The 23071-nt window shown below is 46.4% G+C and carries 17 protein-coding genes; 16 read left to right on the top strand and 1 reads right to left on the bottom strand.

Annotated features, from left to right (window positions below; all coding sequences use genetic code 11):
* Positions 1-12 precede the first annotated feature (12 nt).
* The 4 genes from P364_RS0115630 to P364_RS0115615 all read left to right on the top strand — a co-directional run bounded on the left by P364_RS0115630 (position 13) and on the right by P364_RS0115615 (position 3168).
* Positions 13-741: a ThuA domain-containing protein gene (locus P364_RS0115630; protein ID WP_024631038.1), complete on the top strand. Its 729-nt coding sequence runs from the start codon at positions 13-15 to the stop codon at positions 739-741.
* A gap of 321 nt (positions 742-1062) precedes the next feature.
* Positions 1063-1359: a winged helix-turn-helix transcriptional regulator gene (locus P364_RS0115625; RefSeq protein WP_148661829.1), complete on the top strand. Its 297-nt coding sequence runs from the start codon at positions 1063-1065 to the stop codon at positions 1357-1359.
* 168 nt (positions 1360-1527) lie between these two features.
* Positions 1528-2259 (top strand): hypothetical protein, encoded by a 732-nt coding sequence (locus P364_RS36210; protein ID WP_024631036.1) that lies wholly within the window; start codon positions 1528-1530, stop codon positions 2257-2259.
* A 195-nt stretch (positions 2260-2454) separates the two neighbouring features.
* Positions 2455-3168 (top strand): hypothetical protein, encoded by a 714-nt coding sequence (locus P364_RS0115615; RefSeq protein ID WP_024634542.1) that lies wholly within the window; start codon positions 2455-2457, stop codon positions 3166-3168.
* 81 nt (positions 3169-3249) lie between these two features.
* Here the strand turns inward: P364_RS0115615 and P364_RS0115610 are convergent, their stop codons facing one another.
* On the bottom strand, positions 3250-3966 hold the full coding sequence (locus tag P364_RS0115610; RefSeq protein ID WP_024631034.1) for a Crp/Fnr family transcriptional regulator: 717 nt from the start codon (positions 3964-3966) through the stop codon (positions 3250-3252).
* A 428-nt stretch (positions 3967-4394) separates the two neighbouring features.
* Here P364_RS0115610 and adhE point away from each other — a divergent pair, with 428 nt between their 5' ends.
* From adhE to yidD, 12 genes are all read left to right on the top strand, one after another.
* On the top strand, positions 4395-7007 hold the full coding sequence (gene adhE, locus P364_RS0115605) for a bifunctional acetaldehyde-CoA/alcohol dehydrogenase (protein ID WP_024631033.1): 2613 nt from the start codon (positions 4395-4397) through the stop codon (positions 7005-7007).
* A 535-nt stretch (positions 7008-7542) separates the two neighbouring features.
* Positions 7543-9801, top strand: coding sequence for a formate C-acetyltransferase (gene pflB, locus P364_RS0115600; protein WP_024631032.1), 2259 nt, complete (start codon positions 7543-7545; stop codon positions 9799-9801).
* 83 nt (positions 9802-9884) lie between these two features.
* A complete protein-coding gene (gene pflA / locus P364_RS0115595) occupies positions 9885-10637 on the top strand; it encodes a pyruvate formate-lyase-activating protein (RefSeq protein ID WP_024631031.1) in 753 nt (250 codons plus the stop codon).
* Positions 10638-10848: 211 nt separating this feature from the next.
* Positions 10849-12213, top strand: a complete 1365-nt coding sequence (locus P364_RS0115590; RefSeq protein ID WP_024631030.1) for an extracellular solute-binding protein — start codon at positions 10849-10851, stop codon at positions 12211-12213.
* 162 nt (positions 12214-12375) lie between these two features.
* On the top strand, positions 12376-13260 hold the full coding sequence (locus tag P364_RS0115585) for a carbohydrate ABC transporter permease (RefSeq protein ID WP_024631029.1): 885 nt from the start codon (positions 12376-12378) through the stop codon (positions 13258-13260).
* Positions 13260-14090 (top strand): carbohydrate ABC transporter permease, encoded by an 831-nt coding sequence (locus P364_RS0115580; protein ID WP_024631028.1) that lies wholly within the window; start codon positions 13260-13262, stop codon positions 14088-14090. The genes P364_RS0115585 and P364_RS0115580 overlap by 1 nt, the downstream gene beginning before the upstream one ends.
* A 31-nt stretch (positions 14091-14121) precedes the next feature.
* Positions 14122-15963: a cache domain-containing sensor histidine kinase gene (locus P364_RS0115575; RefSeq protein WP_024631027.1), complete on the top strand. Its 1842-nt coding sequence runs from the start codon at positions 14122-14124 to the stop codon at positions 15961-15963.
* On the top strand, positions 15960-17594 hold the full coding sequence (locus tag P364_RS0115570; RefSeq protein WP_024631026.1) for a response regulator: 1635 nt from the start codon (positions 15960-15962) through the stop codon (positions 17592-17594). Before P364_RS0115575 ends, P364_RS0115570 begins: the two co-directional genes overlap by 4 nt.
* Before the next feature lie 13 nt (positions 17595-17607).
* Positions 17608-19269: a beta-N-acetylhexosaminidase gene (nagZ, locus tag P364_RS0115565; protein ID WP_029881020.1), complete on the top strand. Its 1662-nt coding sequence runs from the start codon at positions 17608-17610 to the stop codon at positions 19267-19269.
* A gap of 275 nt (positions 19270-19544) precedes the next feature.
* Positions 19545-21800 (top strand): stalk domain-containing protein, encoded by a 2256-nt coding sequence (locus P364_RS0115560; protein ID WP_024631024.1) that lies wholly within the window; start codon positions 19545-19547, stop codon positions 21798-21800.
* A gap of 375 nt (positions 21801-22175) precedes the next feature.
* A complete protein-coding gene (locus P364_RS0115555) occupies positions 22176-22640 on the top strand; it encodes a Fur family transcriptional regulator (RefSeq protein ID WP_024631023.1) in 465 nt (154 codons plus the stop codon).
* Between the two features lie 2 nt (positions 22641-22642).
* Positions 22643-22894 carry a membrane protein insertion efficiency factor YidD gene (gene yidD / locus P364_RS0115550; RefSeq protein WP_024631022.1) on the top strand — a complete coding sequence of 84 codons (252 nt, stop codon included), beginning with the start codon at positions 22643-22645 and terminating at the stop codon, positions 22892-22894.
* Positions 22895-23071: the final 177 nt, after the last annotated feature.

The raw sequence follows: 23071 nt of genomic DNA, 5'->3' as shown, positions 1-23071 counted from the left end.
GGGAAATTGAATATGATTAACGTCACCATTTGGAATGAATTTGTCCATGAGAAAATTCACGATGAAGTAAGAGAAGTCTATCCAGAAGGTTTGCACATGGCGTTGGCAAACGGACTGGGAGGCGAAGGTTTTGCTATTCGCACGGCAACACTGGATCAGCCTGAGCATGGATTAAGTGATGAGGTGCTGAATTCTACAGATGTGCTTATATGGTGGGGACATATGGCACATGATCGTGTGAGCGATGAGATTACCCAGAAGGTTGCACAGCGGGTCCTGGATGGGATGGGAATGATTGTGCTGCACTCCGGTCACTTCTCCAAGCCATTCAAGGCGCTGATGGGCACAAGTTGTGATCTGAAATGGCGTGAAGCCAATGAGCAGGAGATTATCTGGTGTGTGAATCCGTCCCACCCGATTGCCGAGGGTATCAATAGCAAGATTATTTTGGAAAAAGAAGAAATGTACGGGGAATTCTTCGATATTCCAGTGCCGGATGAGCTGGTGTTTGTAAGCAACTTCCAAGGCGGAGAGGTATTCCGGAGTGGATGTACGTTCCTCCGCGGTTCCGGAAAAATCTTTTATTTCCGCCCAGGTCACGAAACGTACCCGACCTTCTACAATCCGGAAATTCTAAAAGTAATCAGCAATGGAGTGAAGTGGGCATATCCTGCGCGCAACGTTAAGCCGGAATTTGGCTTCAGCGAACCTGTAAGAGCGCTTGGAAACGTACTGGTTTAAGCCCCAAATTGGCTTTGTGAATGCATAAATAAACGATATACCAGAGAACCCTTCTCCAAGTCGAGTATGACTGTGGCAGCTGGGTTCTTTTTGGGTAAGATAGGTACATGGGAGTTAGACGATATTTTCCCATGGTTCCTCTGTCCCATGTGATGTATACTGAGTTGTATCATCGAAGTTGAGTTATGCCCCTAAAATTTTAACTTTTTAGCGGCAGACGTTTTCTTTGAGACTTAAATATGTTATTATGAAATATACTAACTAAACGTAAGTTGAGTGATCTCTAAAGAGGTGATTAATGTGGAAGGCCAAGATCTGCGGATGTGTCCGCGCTTTGAGACAGCGTTTTCCTTTCTGGGTAAGCGCTGGAACGGTCTGATTATTCAAACGTTGATGAGTGGTTCGAAGCGATTCAAGGATATCTCCAACCTGATTCCATCGATGAGTGACAAGATGTTGTCAGAGCGGATGAAGGATCTGGAGAGCGAAGGCATACTGATCCGCCATGTCTATCCAGAGACGCCGGTTCGTATCGAATATGAACTGACAGAGAAAGGCAAGGCGCTACAGCCCGTTATGAATCAAATTCAAGACTGGGCAGAGCAGTGGGTTGAGTAGTAACAGATTCCTTAGCTCAAACTAAATGAACTGATGGGATAAAGGCTCTTGATTTCCAGTGGAAATCAGGAGTTTTTGTCTTAAGGGTTCTGCACATGTTGTCGCGAGTTGTAGTATAATTGTAAAATAAAATGGCCGCAGGCGGCCGGAGCGAGGAGGCCACTTGTCATGAGAGAAGAAAGCTTATCCCGTGAAGTACGCTACGGCAAGCAAGATATTGCAGAACTTGAGAGCGCATCCATTCAGGTACATCTGATCTACAAAAAAGCTGCGGAGCTATTTAATCGCACTGTATATTCCCCGTCGGTGAAGGATGATGTCGCAGGAGAGAAGACTCATTCCACGAATAGCAATGGTCAGAGAACGGCTCCGGCGGTACTGCAAAAATGGATTCAGACAGCAAGAGGCTGGAAATGTATCGGATGTGAGCTGAAACAACCCGATTCCATCGGGGTGCAGGCCGAAGCCACCTTTCATGAAGAACGTATGTATCTGGGGGTGGGCGAAGGACGTTTTGTTCGAGCGGAGATGCTGATTCAGGCGATTGTATGGTCACAATATGAGAAGATTCGCATGTTCGCTCCCTGGCTGGGTGATGACACCTTTTACACAGTGCAGGAGCTGGATGTGATTGCACGTTATATTGTACCTACCTATTTCTCTGAACGGCCGCTGCATGAGCAAGGCAAGGTCTCCAAGGTTCACCATCCATCTGGTCAAATTCCACTTTACCAGGAATATGTGGATGCACCTTCATTCTGCGTACAGGTGGACGGTGGGTTGCTCGAAGGGCGTTTGTTGACAGGGGTGTATGTGTCGGAGGAACAGTTCTTTGGACTTAATCCGTATCTGAAGGATGGAGACGGAGGCCGCACCTATATGCAGGCTTGTGTCCAGTAATAACGTACCTAATAGACTGTAGTGATGATTGGAGCCAGAGAGCCTGCTTGCAGGCTCTTTGTGTTGTACCACCCAATTATGGACGCTACTCGAGGAAAAGTAACGGCATTGACACTTTTTTTGCATGAATTTTGTGCCATAATAGAGGTTATGGACAACAGGGTGAATGATTTTACGCAGGGTGGTGTTACCTACATGAAGAAGAGAATCCCCGGTTACATAGGTATATGTCTGCTTATTCTGGTTATATTGGCCGGGTGTAGCGAGACACAGCCTTCCGAACAGCCTATCGTCAAAGAGACCGAATCACAGAATACAATTACAGTGGCAGTGGATGGCAGTACTTTTTTGCCTGACGCAACGAAGTCTATTAAGAGAGATTTTAGTGAAGGTCTGACGCTCAAGAAAGCACTATTGAACAGTGGACTTGTTGATTTTACGGCAGATGGAAAGCGGATCCAATCCGTTGGGGAAGTTTCGTTGGATTCCTCTCTCAGCTGGGCTGTCAAACTGAACGGCAAGGATATTGACCCCGAAAAGTGGGACATGGAGCTTCATGCCAAAGATGAAGTGATCATATATGTGAAAGCCGCTGACAATGGGGGAGACGATGTTGCTTACCAAACAACATTGCTCAAGGTGAGCGGCGGAAATATTATGCCGAATCTCAATCGTCAATATGCCGGGGTGTATGTTCAGGAATGTACGGTGCGTGATGTATTAAAGTCCAGTGGGATTGTAAGAATGTCGGAGAACAACAAATTTGTTGTTTCCGTTGAAAATGTAATTCCCCGGATGAACCAACGCTGGATGATCATGGTGAATGACAAGGAACTGATGGAAAACGGTTTGGACATGAAGTTGAATCCACGTGATGCAGTAAAGCTCGAGTTGACTACTGTATCTTAAGCATAACAAAAGCCCATCTTCTGTAAGGAAGATTGGGCTTTTTTCATTTGCATATAAGGGGAGGCAAGGGCCGGGAAAGCATCAGATCCGGCAAATCTCGTTAGGACACAGTTCACAGTGGCAAATGCCCTGCAGCATGTGCAGATCCTTGATGACGATCATACCGTTGTCATATTCAATGGCATCTTTTTTACGCAGATCGCTTAACATGCGGTTGACACTTTCACGGGTCGCTCCAATCATATTGGACAAATCCGTGTGGGTTATTTTTTTATGAATGATGACATGATCTCCATGAGGCTCACCATAGGAATTGGATAACCGAATCAGCGTGGAGCAGAGCGCGCCAGGTTTGCCATATAACATCAAATCACGGAATTTTGTCTGGGTCAACCGGTGATGGATACCCATCCATTTCATAAAATCGATGGCGAAGTCGCAATGTTGGCAGATCAGCATTTCCAGGTCTTTGTGCTCCAGTACTCCGATCTCACTATCCTCAAGTACCTCGGCCGAGAAGCTGTGTTTGGACCCGAAGAACGGGTCAGCCTGACCAATCATATCCCCGGACTGATACATGTACATAATCAATTCCTTGCCTTCATCCGTGGATTTGGTAATCTGTGCCCGGCCCCGTTTCATATAATAAAGTTTGTCAGAGACATCTCCTTCCCAATACAGATGGGTTCCTTCCGGATAGGTTCTGTCCTTCATCGTTACGAGCAGATGGTTGAAATTCGCTTCCGAGAAACAGTTGGTATTGCCGCGTTTTTCCAGTACACTCAGTTGTTCTCTCATAAGTCTATCTCCCCTTTGTGTCCATCGGACGACCTTCTGTAGCTTGGTCCGGCCCCCGTGGTTCGCCGCAAACCGTTGCCGTCCTGATCAGGGTCATCTCGGCCGGGAAGGACGGTACAAATTGCGGTGGTTCAATTTTTAAGTTCAGTATATACCTTATCTTGCCGTTTGAGGGGCATGGAAAGGGGGTAAAAATGGCGAAATTTCAAACATTGTGATTAAATTCACTTTCTAAAGGGGAGGATGAATCTGACAGCCCTATAATTTAAATAGGAAGTGTAAATGGCCGGTGGGGAGACACTAAAAAACTTAAATTAAATTTGTTATACTTTGTGAAAAAAATCACATAATTTACCCTTTACCCATGATACGATGTGAATGTAAAGAAGAGAGACAAACCAATATGAACCTTTAGGAGGATGAGGGAGATGGCTGTAAAGAACGAAGTCGCCCCAGTAAAAGAACCGACAGCAGGTCAGTATATTCAAACGTTAATTGACAAAGCGAATAAAGCACACGCAGCATTCATGTCCATGGATCAGAAACAGATTGACCGCATCGTGCAAGCAATGGCGCTGGCAGGTCTGGACAAACATATGATGCTCGCCAAAATGGCCGTGGAAGAAACAGGCCGGGGTGTGTATGAGGATAAAATCACCAAAAATATATTTGCAACAGAATATGTGTATCATAGCATCAAATATGACAAAACAGTAGGGGTTATTGAAGATAACGAATACGAAAGCTTCCAGAAAATTGCGGAGCCTGTCGGCATCATCATGGGGATTACCCCGGTAACGAATCCGACATCCACTACGATGTTCAAAGCACTGATTTCCATCAAAACGCGTAACCCGATCATCTTCGGTTTCCACCCATCTGCACAGAACTGTAGCCGGGAAGCCGCCAAAATTCTGCTTGATGCTGCAGTGAAGCATGGAGCTCCAGCAGATTGTATCCAGTGGATTGACGATCCTTCCATGGATCGCACAAATGCGCTGATGAATCATAATGATGTGGCGCTCATTCTGGCAACAGGCGGATCAGGCATGGTACGGGCAGCATACAGCTGTGGTAAACCGGCACTGGGCGTAGGGCCAGGGAACGTACCTTGCTTTATTGAAAAAAGTGCAGATATCAATCAAGCGGTAACGGATCTGATTTTGTCCAAATCGTTCGATAACGGCATGATCTGTGCTTCCGAGCAAGCGGTCATCATCGAGGAACCGATCTTTGATCAGGTGAAAAAGAAAATGATCGCCAACGGTTGTTACTTTGTTAACAAGGATGAGGCTGCGAAATTGACTGCAGGTGCGATTAACGCTGAGAAATGTGCAGTGAATCCGGCGATTGTGGGCCAATCTGCAGTCAGCATTGCTCAAATGTGCGGTATCGAGGTTCCTGCTGGCACCAAAATTCTCGTAGCCGAGATTGAAGGTGTAGGCACGAAATTCCCATTGTCGGCTGAAAAACTAAGCCCGGTACTGGCTTGTTACAAAGTGAAAACGGCAGCCGAAGGGATTGAGCGTGCAGCAGAAGTGGTTGCTTTTGGCGGCATGGGTCACTCCTCGGTTATTCATTCGACGAACGAAGAAGTGATTGGCAAATTCGCAGATCGTCTGCAAACCGGACGGATTATCGTGAATTCACCATCCACGCACGGCGCCATTGGTGACATCTACAACACCAACATGCCGTCACTGACACTGGGCTGCGGATCGTACGGACGTAACTCGACTTCTTCCAACGTAACCGCTGTGAACTTAATCAACGTGAAAAGGGTGGCTCGCCGTACCGTGAATATGCAGTGGTTCAAAGTGCCGAACAAAGTCTACTTCGAAAAAGGTGCAACACAGTATCTTGCCAAAATGCCGGACATCACACGCGTAGCTATTATTACGGATGCCATGATGGTCAAACTCGGTTATGTGGAAAAAGTAGAGCACTATCTGCGTCAACGTCAAATGCCAGTAGCCATTGAAGTGTTCTCTGATGTAGAACCCGATCCATCGACAACAACGGTAGACCGCGGTACGGAAATGATGCGCCGCTTCCAGCCAGACTGCATTATCGCACTCGGCGGGGGATCACCGATGGATGCTGCCAAAGCGATGTGGTTGTTCTATGAATATCCGGACACAGACTTCAACGACTTGAAACAAAAATTCATGGATATCCGCAAACGGATCTACAAATATCCACGTCTCGGCATAAAAGCGAAATTCGTAGCCATCCCGACAACTTCGGGCACAGGTTCGGAAGTAACATCGTTCGCGGTCATCACAGACAAAAACCAAGGGAATACCAAATATCCGCTGGCAGACTACGAGTTAACACCAGACGTAGCCATCGTAGACCCGGAATTCGTATACTCTCTGCCTAAAACCGCTGTAGCGGATACAGGTATGGACGTATTGACTCACGCCATTGAAGCATATGTATCCGTCATGGCGAATGATTACACGGATGGTCTCGCAATCAAAGCAATTCAACTGGTATTCCAGTATCTCGAGCAATCGGCGCTGCAAGGTGACAAATTGGCTCGTGAGAAAATGCATAATGCTTCGACAATTGCCGGTATGGCTTTTGCCAACGCATTCCTGGGCATCAACCACAGCTTGGCACATAAATGGGGCGGTCAGTACCATACCGCACATGGACGTACCAATGCGATCCTGATGCCGCACGTTATTCGCTACAATGCGAAAAAACCGACGAAGTTTGCATCGTTCCCGAAATATTCGCACTTTGTTGCAGATGAGCGCTATGCCGAGATTGCCCGCATTCTGGGATTGCCTGCACGTACGACAGAAGAAGGGGTTACCAGTCTCATCAATGCGATTCGCAAACTGAACAAAACATTGGGTATTGAAGAATCGTTCCAGGAAATCGGATTTGACGCCAAAGATTTTGAAGCACATGTCGATTATCTGGCAGACCGCGCATTCGAGGACCAATGTACAACAGCCAATCCAAAAATGCCGCTCGTAACTGAACTGGCAGATGTATACCGCAACGCATTCTACGGCAAGTTTGAATAACAATTAAAGCAACAGCAGGATTTAGGCAGATATAGTCAGGGTTCCCCGAAATGGGGAGCCCCGATTGCTGTCTTTTCTGTAAAAAGGTAAACGGAATCCTTGGGGTAGCCATTGAATTTAACACTTTACACGACAACGTAGGGGGAGAAATAACCTGAAAAAGCGAAGCGTTCGCCTTTATCCCCGGATTTAACCTTTTTCAAAGGGGATCAAAAAAATCTGGGGATAACAGCGATTGGAAGGTTGTTCTGCCACGCAGTGATCCTGTGTAAATTGTTCACTTCACCTTGATACAGCATAGGCGAAGTGAGGATGGTCACAAACTTTGTGATATAAATCACAGATGTTGAAAGAGCGAAGACGTATACTGAAAATGTAAGAAAAACATTCATCCGCGGTTCCGGTTCCCAAGTAGAGAGAACATGTTCCGGCTCACATGTGAAATTTATCACATTAATCGCGGCTTTGGGCACAGATGAGACGAGTGAAGCATCCTGTCATGTGTCCGGAAATCCAAATTTGTGGAGGGATTACTATGTCGGTGATCGAAAAAGATGTCAAACAACAAACAGGCTGGAGAAACTTTACCAAAGGAACATGGACGAAATCCGTAGATGTGAATGATTTTCTGGCACGCAACTTATCACCCTACTATGGCGACGAAGCATTTCTTGCAGGTGCAACCCAAAATACGAAAGAGTTATGGGATATCGTTTCCGATCTTACCAAAAAAGAACGCGATAACGGGGGGGTACTCGATGTTGACGTAAATACGCCAGCAACGATTGTTTCTCACCAACCCGGTTATCTGGATAAATCCAAAGAACAGATTGTTGGTGTTCAAACGGATGCTCCATTCAAACGTTCCATTCAGCCATTTGGTGGAATTCGCATGATGATTGATGCTTGTGAAGCTTATGGTTTTGAGATGCCACAAGGCGTCATTGATATATTTACGAACATCCGCAAAACACATAACCAAGGCGTATTTGATGCTTATACATCCGACATGCGTGCAGCACGTAAAGCAGGCATTATTACCGGTCTGCCGGATGCTTACGGCCGTGGCCGGATCATCGGTGACTATCGCCGGGTAGCTCTCTATGGCGTGGACTTCCTGATTCGGAATAAAAAAGGCGAACTGAATGCACTTGAAGTCGATGTGATTGATGAAGATGTCATTCGCCTGCGTGAAGAACTGTCTGAACAGATCCGTGCATTGCAGGAATTGAAACAACTGGGTGAAATGCACGGTTTCGATATTTCCTTGCCAGCTACAACCGCAAAAGAAGCGTTCCAATGGCTCTACTTCGGTTACCTGGCTGCGATCAAAGAGCAAAACGGTGCGGCGATGTCCCTTGGACGTGTTTCTTCCTTCCTTGATATTTACATCGAACGTGATTTGCAAGAAGGCTTGCTAACTGAGGAACAAGCTCAGGAACTGGTGGACCATTTTGTAATGAAACTGCGGATTGTTAAGTTCCTGCGTACGCCGGATTATAACGAATTGTTCAGTGGAGACCCAACATGGGTAACCGAATCCATCGGCGGTATGTCCGTAAATGGAGAAACCCGTGTTACGAAAAACAGCTTCCGTTTCCTGCATACCCTGAACAACCTCGGTCCTGCACCTGAGCCGAACCTGACTGTACTCTGGTCCATCAAGCTTCCGGAAGCGTTCAAACAATACTGTACGAAGATATCGATTGAAACGAGCTCCATCCAGTACGAAAATGATGATCTGATGCGTCCAATCTACGGAGACGATTACGGTATTGCTTGCTGCGTATCTGCGATGAAGATCGGGAAACAAATGCAGTTCTTTGGCGCTCGTGCCAACCTGGCAAAAGCATTGCTGTATGCAATCAACGGCGGTCGTGACGAGAAATCGGGTGCACAAGTCGGCCCTGAATATCCAGCAATTACGAGCGAAGTTCTGGATTACAATGAAGTGATGAAACGTTTCAAACCGATGATGGAATGGCTTGCCAAACTGTATATGAACTCACTCAACGTCATTCACTACATGCATGACAAATACAGCTACGAGCGTATCGAAATGGCCCTGCATGATCGTGACATCGTTCGTACGATGGCTTGTGGTATTGCTGGTCTCTCGGTTGCAGCAGATTCCCTGAGTGCAATCAAGTATGCTAAAGTCAAACCGATCCGCAACGAACAAGGCATCGCAATTGATTTTGAAATTGAAGGCGAATTCCCTTGTTACGGTAACAATGAAGACAGTGTTGACAGCATCGCGGTTGAACTGGTGGAAAGCTTCATGGGCATGATTCGCAAACACAAAGCATATCGTAATGCAATTCCAACTCAATCGGTACTGACGATCACATCGAACGTAGTGTACGGCAAGAAAACAGGTACAACACCGGATGGCCGTAAAGCAGGCGAACCGTTTGCACCTGGGGCGAACCCAATGCATGGTCGGGATAAAAAAGGTGCATTGGCATCCCTTGGCTCAGTAGCCAAACTGCCGTACGAACACAGCCTTGATGGAATTTCTAACACATTCTCCATCGTGCCTAAAGCACTCGGAAAAGAGTCAGACACACGCAAATCCAATCTGGTTGCCATGATGGACGGTTATTTTGGTCAAGGGGCACACCATCTGAACGTGAACGTATTTGATCGTCAGCAGTTGATTGACGCGATGGATCACCCGGAAAACTATCCACAGCTGACTGTACGGGTATCCGGTTACGCCGTTAACTTCATCAAACTGACGCGTGAGCAACAACTTGATGTCATTAACCGGACCTTCCACGGTTCGATGTAATTTGGGCTTAAATCAACGGTTCAAAGCAGTAGAATCTCCATAATAACGCACAGCGGATGCGGATACAGAAAGGAAGAGGCAGCATGGTTAATGGACATATTCATTCACTCGAAACTTTCGGGACGGTTGACGGCCCAGGCATCCGCTTCGTGCTTTTTATGCAGGGATGTCTGCTTAAATGCCAGTATTGTCATAATCCTGATACATGGGCACTGGATGGTGGCAGGGAAATGAGCGTAGAGGAGGTACTGGCTGAAATTGAACCGTACCTCTCCTACTACCGCAGTTCCGGCGGAGGGCTTACGGTATCCGGCGGAGAACCGACATTACAGGCTCATTTTGTAGCCGAAGTTTTCAAAGAAGCGAAACGCCGCTGGGGATTGCACACTACGCTGGACAGTAACGGTTTTAATGAACCGGATCGGATTCATGATTTGTTAGATAACACGGATTTGGTGCTGCTGGATCTGAAGCACATCAATGATGAGAAGCATATCAAGCTGACGGGCAAATCCAACGAGAGAACATTGCGCACCGCACAGTGGTTATCAGACAATGGACGAAAAATGTGGATTCGCCACGTGTATGTGCCGGGGATTCACAACGAGGAAGAAGATTTGCTAAATCTGGGGCGGTTTATTGGAACGCTAAATGGTGTTGAGAAGTTCGAAATCCTGCCTTATCATCAGATGGGTATTTACAAATGGCAGGCGCTTGGGAAGGCCTATCCGCTCGATGGTGTTCCTTCTCCGAGTGATGAGGAAGTAGAGCGGGCATATCGTTTGATTGAGGAAGGTCGCACAGAAACAGCGGGCGCGTCTTGCTCCAATAAGTAACAACATTTATATCCCAACCAAGCAGTCTTTGCGAACAGGTTTCGCAGGGGCTGTTTTTTTGTGCTGTTACCAATTGTAAACACAAGATTAATTGTCCAGTGAAGGATTTTATCCCTCCATTGATGAATTGTCATCCTTACGATGTTAGCTACAACTTTTTATAATCAGAGTGTAAAGCCAAATGCTCAATATCTTGAGGAGGGTCATACGAATGAAAAAAGGAATGACATTGCTGCTTTCATTATTGCTCATCACTTCATGGACGCTGGCGGGATGTTCAAGCTCAAGCAGCGAACCACAGCAGGGAGCAGGCAATACGCCTGCAGAGACAAGCAAGGAACCGGTTGAGATGCTTCTCCGTCACACTCAGGTGGGTGCCGACAAACAAAAAAGGCTGGCCATTCTGCAGGACGTTGTTGCCAAAGTGGAGAGCGAAGTACCTAACCTGACCTTTACACTGGACGGCGTTGAATCCGATGTAAACCGCAAAGAGAAACTTCGCGGGGAGATGGCAGCGGGCAATCCGCCGGATATCTTCGAATTGTTCGGCAGTCCGGACTCCAAAGTATATGCCAAGGAAGGCATGTTGTTGGATCTCACACCGATTCTGCAAGAGCTGGGCATTCAAGACCAATTTTCATCACTTGAACCATTCACCTATGAAGGCAAAGTGTACGGACTGCCTATTGGGGGATCGGGTGAAGGCTTCTTCTACAATAAAGAGTATTTTACGCAAAAAGGTTGGAAAGCGCCTTCAACAATGGCTGAGCTGGATAATATGCTCGCTGAGATCAAGGCTGATGGCAAGGTGCCACTTGCTTCTGCTTCCAAAGCAGGCTGGGTTCCACTCATGTTAACAAACCATCTTTGGTCACGTTACGCTGGACCTGATATTACGGCGAAGTTTGCTACAGGCGAAGCCAAGTGGACTGATCCAGGCGTTGTAGCTGGATTTGCGAAGCATAAGGAATGGGTGGATAAAGGTTACTTCAAAAAAGGCGAGCTTGGCTATGAATATGCTGAATATACAACTCAATTTACGAGCGGTGAAGCGATTCTGATGTATGACGGAACGTGGAAATCGTCTGTATTCAAGGAAGGACAGAGCGGGGAGTCGCTCATTGGCAAAGTTGGTTTCTTTAATATGCCTCCGGTAGAGAACGGTGTAGGAGATCAGACAGCGCTTATGCGTGACGTCAATAATGGATACGGTTTCTCCGCAGCGGCTGCGGATGACCCGCAGAAGCTGGCGGCTGTTAAAGCGTTTATCAAAAACTTCTACAACGAAGATATGCAAGTACGTGGGCTCGTAGAAGACGGTGTGTTACCGGCGATGAAACTGGATGAAAAAGTGCTGACAGACAGCATCACCGACGATTTGATGAAAGAAATCGTAGCTGTTCTGAATGCTTCCCAGACTTCATTCCCGGCATTTGATGCACTCGTTCAAGCTGATGTTACGACAGAGATTGGCAACCTGCAAATTCAGAAGCTGGTTGGTGGACAGACAACGCCAGAGAAAATGGCTGAAGAATTGCAAAAGGTTCAGGAAGAGGCTAATGCTTCCGTAGAATAAACAATCTTTCAAGCAAAGAAGCGTACCTATTAACACCATGCTGGTTTACCCCGGTTGGAACACGGCCGGGGTATAACCCTTGGTCCGTTCTAAAGAATTACTGCTGAGGAATCTGCTCTATATATGAGCATAAGAAGTTGAAGTCACTGAAGGAGGTAGATCATGAATACTTCACTCCGCAGCCCGTTGATCTATACGTTGTTTGTGTTGCCGGCACTGATCTTGTTTATCATGTTTTTCCTGTATCCTATCGGCAGTTCACTCTATTACAGTCTGACCAGTTGGAACGGGGTATCCGCAGAGCCGCGTTTTGTGGGACTGTCCAATTATACAAAAGCACTGACAGACGAACGTTTTTGGATTTCTACTCGTAATAACGGTTTCTTTATCGCCTTTTCCGTTTTGATTCAGGTGCCGATCATTGTGCTGTTTTCCCTGCTCATTGCGAACGTAAAGAAATTGAAAGGTTTGTACAAAACAGCCGTCTTTTTGCCGTCCATTATGTCAACGGCAGTCATCGGTATTCTGTGGGGCTTCATCTACGAGCCTAACATCGGCCTGTTGAATCAGTTACTTGGAACCGTAGGTATTTCGCCGGTCTATTGGCTGTCTGATAACCGGTTCGCAATGATATCTATTCTCGTAACCAATGCTTGGCAATGGACGGGATTCTATATTGTCATGGTTTTGGCGGCCATTCTGGCTATTCCAAAAGATCTGGATGAAGCGGCAGCCATTGATGGTGCCACAGCTGTACAAAGAGCATTTAAAATTACATTACCACTAATCAGACCTATCATTTCCGTCGTCATTATGTTATCCATTGCCGGAGCGATGAAGGCAGCTGACATTGTTCTGGTTATGACCAAAGGTGGACCCGCAGGCTCTACCGAAGTGCTTGCTACGTATATGATCAAATATGCGATTACCAACTTTAAATACGGCTATGGCAATACGATTGCGGTTCTGATCTTTGCTCTGACGCTTGTGCTCACCGCGGTATATCAGTTGCTGGTGGCGAGACACAACGAAAGGGTGGAATATTGATGACAAAGAGCATAAAAGGCAGTATACCTCATGTGTTGTTGATGTTGTATCTACTTGCAATTCTGTTTCCCTTTTTATTCGTAATCTTTTCTTCATTTAAGCAGGATAACAACGAGATTGCACTGAATCCGTTTGGTCTGCCTTCCACCTGGGAGTTTAATAACTACGTGGAAGCCTGGGTAAATGCCAAGATTGGAACGTATTTCTGGAACAGTATGTACATTTCGGTCTTGTCCTCAGTGGGAACCATTGTGCTTGGTGCCATGTTTGCTTTTGCTATAACACGTATGAGACACCGTAAATGGAGCATGTTTTTCTACAGTCTCATTCTGGCGGGCATGCTGATTCCAAACAATGCGCTCATGCTGCCAATATACTTACTTGTCCGCAAGCTCGGCATTTTGGATACTCATTTGGCGCTGATCATTCCTTATGTTGCCAATGCAATTCCGTTCACGATTATTATTTTGGCTGCCTTTATGCGGTCGCTCCCTGGAGAAATTGAGGAAGCGGCGGTTATGGATGGGTTGAGGGCTCCGGGTATCTTTGCTAGAATAGTGATACCCCTTACAGTTCCAGCCATTGTTACAGTCTTTATTGTGAATTTCCTCGGCAACTGGAACGAATTTTTACTCGCCAACTATTTTTTATCCACCGATAAACTGCGTACACTGCCTGTCGGCATGGTCCAGTTTCGTGATCAGTATCAGATGAATTATGCCCAGATGTCAGCAGGCATTGTATACAGTGTTGTACCGGTTGTGGTGATCTACGCTATATTGCAGGAAAAAATTATTGAAGGTGTAACAGCAGGTAGCGTAAAAGGCTAATTAACGACGCGTTATATAGGGAGAACGGGAAATGAACTTGCGGATGAAGCTGGCCATGGCATTTCTGTTGCTCATCATTGTACCGATGTGCACGCTTGGGATCGGCATGTTCTTGGTCACATCACATACGATTGAGAAAAAATACAATCAGCAGTCTGAATATGCACTTCAGGCCATTAGCTATAATATCGAGAATGTTTTTCAACAGATCAACAATGTCACGGACAACGGCATTGCCACATCGGTATTCCAGATGGCTTTGAACGCCAAAGATCCGAGCAAGCAAGATCTTGGAACCGGTAATCAGTTGTCGCTGAATGCCAGTCAGCGTAATTTCCGTTCCCTTTTATACAACTACCCGTTCATCAGTTATGCCTTCTTGTATGATTTGCGTCCGCGTTCGTCTCAGGATAACCAGATTGTCTCTATATTCACGAAGGAAAACTTTCAAGCACTTCCTTTTCAACAATTTAAAGTTCATCCAATATTCAAAGAAATCCAGGAACTCAACGGCGTACCCAAATGGCTGGCCCCTCTGGAATATCCTGAACTGACGGGCGTAGAGCCTGTCTTTACTCAGATTCGGTTGGTCAAGGAGCTCAGTTATTTTCAGAATATCGGTGTTCTGGTCGTTCAGATTAAAAAAGGGGAGATGGACCGCATCTTCCGCCATTTAAAAATAAGTGATCCTGCACAGGATACTTCGTTCCTGCTGATCAATGAAGAGGGTCTGATCGTATACGATCCTTCCGGACGCTACAGCGGCGAGAAGATGGAGAATCTGGGTGTGCGTTCTGGCATTTATGGACCGGGGTTCAGCAGCACCAGAGCCGTGTTCGATGGCAGTGAAAGCATCATTTCACAATATCATCTGAAAAACTATAACTGGAGTCTGGTCAGTGTCACTTCATGGGAAGCATTATCCGCAGAGACGAATGTGTTTGCAGGCTGGTCCATTATCATCATTCTGCTGTGTCTGCTTGCTGCGATGGTTTTCAACGTGTTCTTCATGAACCGGATTACAGGTAATATTGCGGTTCTCGTACGATTCATGAGACGTGTAGATGACGGGGACTTTAATGCCCGAGTTGAAGGAAGTGGCTTTGACGAGATGCAGCTGCTCGCCCAAGGGTTCAATGAATTACTGGATCGCATCGGAGGCCTGTTCCGACGTGTGCGTGCCGAGCAGCAGCAGAAGGCTAAGGCAGAACTACGCGTGCTTCAAGCCCAGATCAAACCTCATTTTCTGTTTAACACACTGGAATCCATTAACGGACTAGCCATGAGGGGAGAAGGGCGTAAAGTAAGTGAAATGGTGACAAGACTGGGCAATATGCTGCGAATCAGCATTCAGGATCAGGAGGAAATTTCGCTCAGTGAGGAGCTAAGGCACCTGCAGAGCTATCTTGAGATCCAGCATTACAGATTCAGTGATTTGTTCCGGTATGAGATCGACATTCCATCTCATCTGTACACATCATCCATGCTCAAGCTCACTCTCCAACCTCTTGTGGAAAATAGTATTCAGCATGGGTTTGAGGGAATTGAATATCAGGGTGTACTTCGGATCAGCGCATTTGTGGAACGAAATAATCTGGTGCTGCGAGTTGAGGATAATGGGATCGGTATTCCCCAGGAAATGTTGGCTCGATTCGAATACATGGCAAATGACCCGCCTGAATACATCATGGCAGAGGGAACGAAGCCCCTATCTTCAATGGCAGAGCGCCGAGGGCTGGGATTAAGAAGTGTGGCAGATCGGATACGGATTCAATATGGGGCCGGATACGGGGTGTTTATATGTTCATCTCCGGGGCATGGCACCATCATTCAATGTATTATTCCACAATATGAGCAGGGGGAAGATGAATGAATCTAACCGCGTTGCTGGTTGACGATGAGCTGCCGATTTTGGAGAATTTGAGTTTTATTTTGCCGTGGAAAGACATGGGCATTGAAATTGTGGGTATGGCCAGAAGCGGGTCGGAAGCGCTGGATAAAGTTGCAGAATATCACCCTGACATTATGTTGTGTGATATTCGCATGCCCTCCATGGATGGTCTGGAGCTGATTCAAATGTTGCGGGAACAAGGTGAAACTTGCGAGATTATTTTGCTGACAGGATATCAGCAGTTCGAGTATGCCCGTACGGCCATTCGTTACAATGTCCATGAATACATATGCAAGCCAATTGATTATCTGGATCTGGAACATAAACTGCGTGAGCTTGCCGGGCAGATCCAGAAGAAACGGTTGGAAATGGAGGCCGAACGCCACCGCAAATCGGAGATGGAAGTTTGGGTAAGACACAAACATATCATTGACCTGATGCGAAAAGAAGAGGATACGTTATTTTCTTTACCTCCGTCTTCCCCGGAACCTCAGGCATCTTCGTTACGGTATGTCCTTCTGCTTATCGATGTGTCGGGTTATTTCAAGCATTCGATCGGATGGTCCGGGGCCCGGCACCAAAGCTGGCATGGAATGATCCGTTCCAGACTTAGAGAGGTTACAGACGGGATCTGTGAAGGAACTTTGCTGATTTCTGCCCGTAAGGGAGAATGGTGCATGCTGGTGGAGGCGTCAGATGAATGGGAACTTCGGGCAGCTGCATTAGCTCAACAGGTCCTGTTGGAATTAGATGCGACATTTGAGCCAGATTCAGGCATGAAAACAAGAGTCATTCAGGATGTTATGCCTGTGAGGTTGGATGATCAGATGGCTGAGCGATATCGGCACTGTCAGCGATTGCTGATTATGAATGATTCTGATCAGCGCAGCAATGTGCTGGAATCAGAGACTGGTGAGCCCTCCATCATGTCATCCAAAGAACCTTCCAGAAGGGCAACGCTGTGGATAACAAAAGAAGATTTGGACTTGATCACCCGTTGGATCAGACAGGGAAACAAACAGGGATTGATTGACCTGCTCGTTATGCTCAAACATCGGATGAGCGAGCATAAGAGTGCGCTGGACGGCGTAGCCGAAAACAGCCTGCGTTTTTTGCTTGTACATATGCTTCGTGAATTGCGCGAAGTACATGTCATGGCTGAACAAGACGAAATACACTTCTGGAGTGCATTGCATTCAGCAACCTCCATCAAGGAATTAATCGAACTGGCGGAGGCACTTGCTTTTGCTTGTCATGATAAGAAAAGTACGCCTCGCCCTTCTGTGTCAGAGCTGATTATGTCTGCGTGCGAGTATATGAACGCCAGGCTGGAATGTGATCTGGGGATTGATGAGGTAGCTGATTGGCTGGGAATCAGTCCGGGCTACTTTTGCCAGTTGTTCAAAAATCAGATGGGGGTCACCTTTGTTGAATATATGACCCATAAGCGGATGGAGAGCGCAGCCTTATTATTAAGTACAACAGAATGGAGTATTACAGCGATCGGAGAAGCGACAGGGTACAAGGAGCGGCGATATTTCTCCAAAGTGTTCCATAAACATTTTCACATGAAACCTTCGGAATTCAGATCAAACCTAAGAGCAGGTTCATAATGGGGAGGGAAGCATGCGTATGAAATCAATGGATCAGCTTTCGTTGGAACAGCGGGTAGGGCAGATGTTTATGTGTGGGTTCCATGGACAGCATGCGGATGAACAGATCAATCAACTGATCCGTAATTATCATGTTGGAGGCATCATTTACTTCAGACGGAATGTGGAGAGCGTAGACCAGTTAAATCAATTGTCTGCCGACTTGCAAGCAATTGCGGCTGAAGCAGGGGAGTTGCCTCTGATGATCTCCGTGGATCAAGAGGGTGGCATGGTGGCCCGGATTGACAAGGAGGGAGTGACCCAGGTGCCGGGAAATATGGCGCTCGGAGCAACCGGCAATCCGGCGTATACAATCGAATGTGCCCAAATTCTAGGTCATGAGTTGAAAAGCATCGGCATTGATATGAACCTTGCTCCCGTGCTAGACGTGAATAACAATATTCTGAACCCGGTCATCGGGGTGCGATCCTATGGCGAGAATGCGGAGAGTGTAGCTGCTCATGGCTCAGCAGCTATCAAAGGATATCAGTCCCGAGGTGTTGCTGCGACAGCGAAACATTTTCCCGGACACGGAGATACAGCGGTGGATTCACATCTCGGTATGGTCACCGTACCTCATGAACGTAACAGGCTGGATCAGGTGGAGCTTCTACCGTTCCGTCGGGCGATTGAGGCTGGAGTGGATGCCATTATGACTGCTCACGTCATCTTCCCGGCGATTGAACCGGAGCCGATTCCGGCCACATTGTCCCGTAAAGTATTGACGGGTCTGTTACGCGAAGAAATGGGCTTTGACGGCATTATTATTACAGACTGTCTGGAAATGCATGCGATATCCAAGCCATATGGTGTGGCCGAGGCAGCCATTCGTGCTGTGGAGGCAGGTGCTGATCTAATTCTGGTCAGTCATACACTGCAAGATCAAGTCTCTGCTGTTGAAGCCGTTGTTGAAGCCGTTCGCACTGGGCGAATTGAAGAAGCAACCATAAATCAGGCATTGGAACGTATTATTTCATGGAAGACAGCGCGTTGTGGTCAGTGGGAGCATACGTTTGGTTCCATGGAAGAGGATGATGCTGTACCTGATCGATCCGATGAAGATGGTGTCGATTTCTCAACAATAGAAAAAGATGAATTACCAAAGTCGCTGGCCTCTATCGAATCCACGTTGGATGAGATCGCCTCCAATAGCATTACTGTGGTTCATAATGATGGATTACTTCCTTTAGACCCTGAAAAAAATGTGTATGTCATCTGGCCTGAAGTTGTGCAACGGACAGAAGTGGATGAACCTTGGTCTCATACAGATTCACTTGGCGTGGCGTTATCGCAGCTGAGAGGCGGAGTTCGGGAGCATAAAATAACGACACAGCCGACCTATGATGAAGCGGACCTGATCCTTAATAATGTGTCGGAAGATGATCAAATTATCATATGTACTTATACTTCCGCAGGGCATCTTCCGAAAGGACAGCATCATTTGGTTCAAAAACTTAGTGAGAAGTATTCCCTGATTGTAGTCGCTCTGCGTAATCCATATGATCTATTGGAGATTCCGACGCCGGGAAGTTATATATGTACGTACGAGAATACTCCTGCAGTGGTTCGCGCATTGTCTCTTGTCTTAACAGGTGAATTGCAGCCGACAGGACGCTTACCTGTCAGTTTGCGTTAGCAAGTTCGATATCCATCTCTCTTTGGCATGGTGCTTTTTCAGCCATGTCCTGGAGGGGTTTTTTTTATTGGAATTTGCGGCAGGTTTTAAAACCGATTTCACTCCAAATCGAAAAGTATAATAGATAACTATTTTCATAGTATTTTCGCTCTATTAAAAGTTTACAATTCTTATCAATTAATTTTAGCAACTTTTCCCGGCTGCAAGCGTCTAATAGTATGACTTTTTGAGGGGGATATTTATAAAATGGGAGCAGAAGGAGCCAAAGACAAAGAATGAATTTGAAGAAGAAATTATCCGTACTTACCGCTTTAGCTGTATTCCAAGCGTTTGCAGCGATTCCAGCGAATGTACTAGCAGCCGATCAAAGTGATACAACAACAACAAATACAGCCAATGTTAAATCCGTGGAGGTTGTGAAGAAAGAACAAACCATCGCGGAATCGGATGTAAAGTCCGGGTCAGATTCAAAACAGTCTGATAACAATGAAGTTGAAGGAACAAACCCGGTGACCAATGAAACTACGGGAACAGATGTTACTCCGGTTGACCCTGTTACAGACCCTGCTGATGAAGAGGGTTCGGAAGAGGAAACAACAGTACCTACGACTCCGGTTGAGGTTGAGCAACCATCTACAAGCGGTCAATCTGTAGCCGGAAGTAAAGGCGGAGATCTGACACTTTACATGAATAGCAATAAAATGATGCAAGACGGCAAAACATATCTTGCAGGACAGCCGATGGCTGTTAAAAATGGTGTATCATATGTAGCGATCCGCGCACTGGTTGATCGGGTTGGATATGATGTGAAATATGACAATACAACCAAAGAAACCATTATTATTAGTGGCGAAGATGAGCTTCGCTTCAAAACGAATAGCACTATTTACACAGTAAACGGTGAATCCAGAACGATGAAGGGCCCTGCCTATCAACAAAAAAATACGTTCATGGTGCCACTGACGTCGATTACGCAGGCACTCAACATTACTTATAAAGTGAATCAGTCTGCGAAGACTGTTGTACTGAACCTGAGTACCAAACCGGTAGCCAGCTTCACGGTACCAAAAGAGATTTTTGCAGGAGACACGGTGACATACAACACTAAGTCCAGCTCTCCCAAGGGACTGGACATTATAGACGAGCGCTGGACGGGCCGTCAGGATTCGTTTGATCAACCAGGTACATATACGGTAACGTATGCTGTCCAGGATTCGAGCGGACAATGGAGTGATCCGTACTCTGTTACGATTCAGGTTCAGAAACCCAATCTTCCTCCTGTAGCGATGTTTATGACAGACAAGGAAGAATACAAAATGGGTGAAAAGATCACGTACATTGATCAAAGCACCGATGATGAAAATGCCATTGTGAAAACAGAATGGGAAAACAATGCTTTGGCATTCTTTGTTCCGGGACCAAAGACGGTAACGATTACCGTTACGGACAAACATGGTGCTAGTAACAGCTATACCAAGAATGTCAATATTACCAATGAAACACTGTATACTATCTCTGACTTTAATCAGTTGTTCACGCCGGTAGGTGATAAGTTCAGCTTCAACGGCAGTGAAGTTCCTGCCATTGAGAAAGTTCCGTACACTTATTACGATGAGCAAAGTGTGCTGATTCGCAGTAACAGCCCGGAAACCGTTAACTCTGAAGGGATTGTGTACAAAGAGTCTTCAATCGGTCAGACCCGTTTCATGATTCACCATGTGAACAATACAGGCAAAAACGTGAAAATGTACGTTGTTGCTACGAATAATAATATGTACGCAGCAACATTAGAGCAGCAAAACATGGGCTTTGCAGGTCCGTCACCAATAGCAACTGCGGCAGGTAAATTGTCCATTGATCGCTGGTTCCAGTCTATACAGAACGGTACGGGACAAAAGAAAGTGTACATCCAACCTGGAGAGAGCAAGCTAATTCTGACCGAATTGAGTGTTCTTCCTATGAAGCAAGGGCAAGTTATTTCACTGTATTCTGATGTTTTCAGCGACTACAGGCTGGATTACAACATTATCATGATCGAAGAAAATAAAGATCCGATGACGGTATGGTCCACCCTGCCTGTTCTGGATCGTGATGGTGTTCATAACCGGGGAACATACCCGAATGCAACACGTATCATTACGTACGACCAAGAAGTGGGGTCGAAGCCTGCACGTCTGCCGCTCGGCGACAATGCAAGTGACCCGAATCTGGTCGGAACAGATCCAATGGCGTATACAGATGCTTCTAACGCGGGTAACTTCGGTGTTCTCTACAAAATCACACTGAACAATGTTGCTCCTCGCACTTTAATCTCGTTCAACCCACGTGGTGGTAAATACTCGGGTGTAGCGCTCGTTAATGGAGAAGTTGTACAGATTTCGAACGGCAAATCCGTAAGCGCTCCGAATGAACAAAGTGTACTCTATCGTACAGGCTCGTATGGTCAAAGTGTAACGATTCTGTTCTCCGCAGCACCAGGAAGCAATCTTCCTGTCAACTTGCTGTTCACACCGCTTCCGACAGAGAAATAATTGTTTCTCCTGTCACCAGAAACGGACGGTTTGGAGTGAAAGCTTATATGCTATATATCCTGTCACCCCAAAAGTCGCCCGAAGGATTAATCATCTGAACCGTCAGGAAAGGACTCCATGTTTATGGGGTCCTTTTTCATTGTGACTGTAGAATCAGCGGGATCAGGTCCGTTCGTTGACTATGAACTTCATTTAAGGCATTATTAGTAGTATATAAATCAAGCATAAGTATCAGCATTTTGCATAATTTGATTTTCACACGCTAACGGGTACAATACCTAGACGGATAGACCCATTTCGATATAGGTGTTGCTGAATTGAATTCGCTCTTTGGATTTATGCAGAATGCTCGTATGACAGGAGGTGCTATAGGTCATGCTGTCGACAGAACAGATTATTACTACCATGTCCTCGCAGGGGCTCCGCATTACGGATCAGCGGAAGACACTGGCCCGGTTATTTGCCGAATCCCCCGGGTATTTGACACCCAAGGACGTCTATGAATATATGGGTAAGACTTACAGCGGACTGAGTTTTGATACGGTGTACCGGAATTTGCGTGTCATGCAGGAATTGGGTGTACTGGAGCAGGTCATCTTTGAGGATGGGGTGAAGTTCAGAGCACATTGCAGTGAGGATCATCATCACCACCATATGATTTGTCTGAAATGCCAAAAGACATATCCAATCGTTTTTTGCCCGATGCAGCTTGCAGATGCGCCTGAGCAATTCCAGGTCGTCGATCATAAATTTGAAGTTTTCGGGTACTGTAAGGACTGTGCCGAACATATGCCAGCCAAAGCGTCATCCGGACATCAGCACACTCACGGGAAGCACTGACGATGAAGTTATCCCGCAGATTGGTTCAGGCTCCCATTCGGGTGTATCGCAGCTATATCTCTCCATTGAAGCCGCCGACGTGTCGTTTCTATCCTACCTGCTCGGCGTATGCGATGGAGGCGATTGAAGTTCATGGTGCGTTTAAAGGATCGCTGCTTGCGGCAAAGCGCATTGCGAAATGCCATCCGTTTCATCCAGGAGGAGTGGATTTGGTTCCACCAAAGGCTGAAAAGTCTGTGATGGTATCCGATTAACGAGCCAATGGTCGTTTTGCAGAATTGAGTTGATTTAAGAATTGCTGTCCACTTGACAAAGGAGGCAGTATTTCAGTATATTTTTGGTATAATGATTTCCAGTGAAGGGATAAGTACAGACACACCCCCAGTGCAGAGAGCCGGATGAGCTGAGAACCGGTCTGGGAGGAGGATGGA

Source organism: Paenibacillus sp. MAEPY2 (assembly GCF_000499205.1).
GTDB classification, from domain to species: Bacteria; Bacillota; Bacilli; order Paenibacillales; family Paenibacillaceae; genus Paenibacillus; species Paenibacillus vandeheii.
This window is presented reverse-complemented; position numbering and strand designations above follow the sequence as displayed.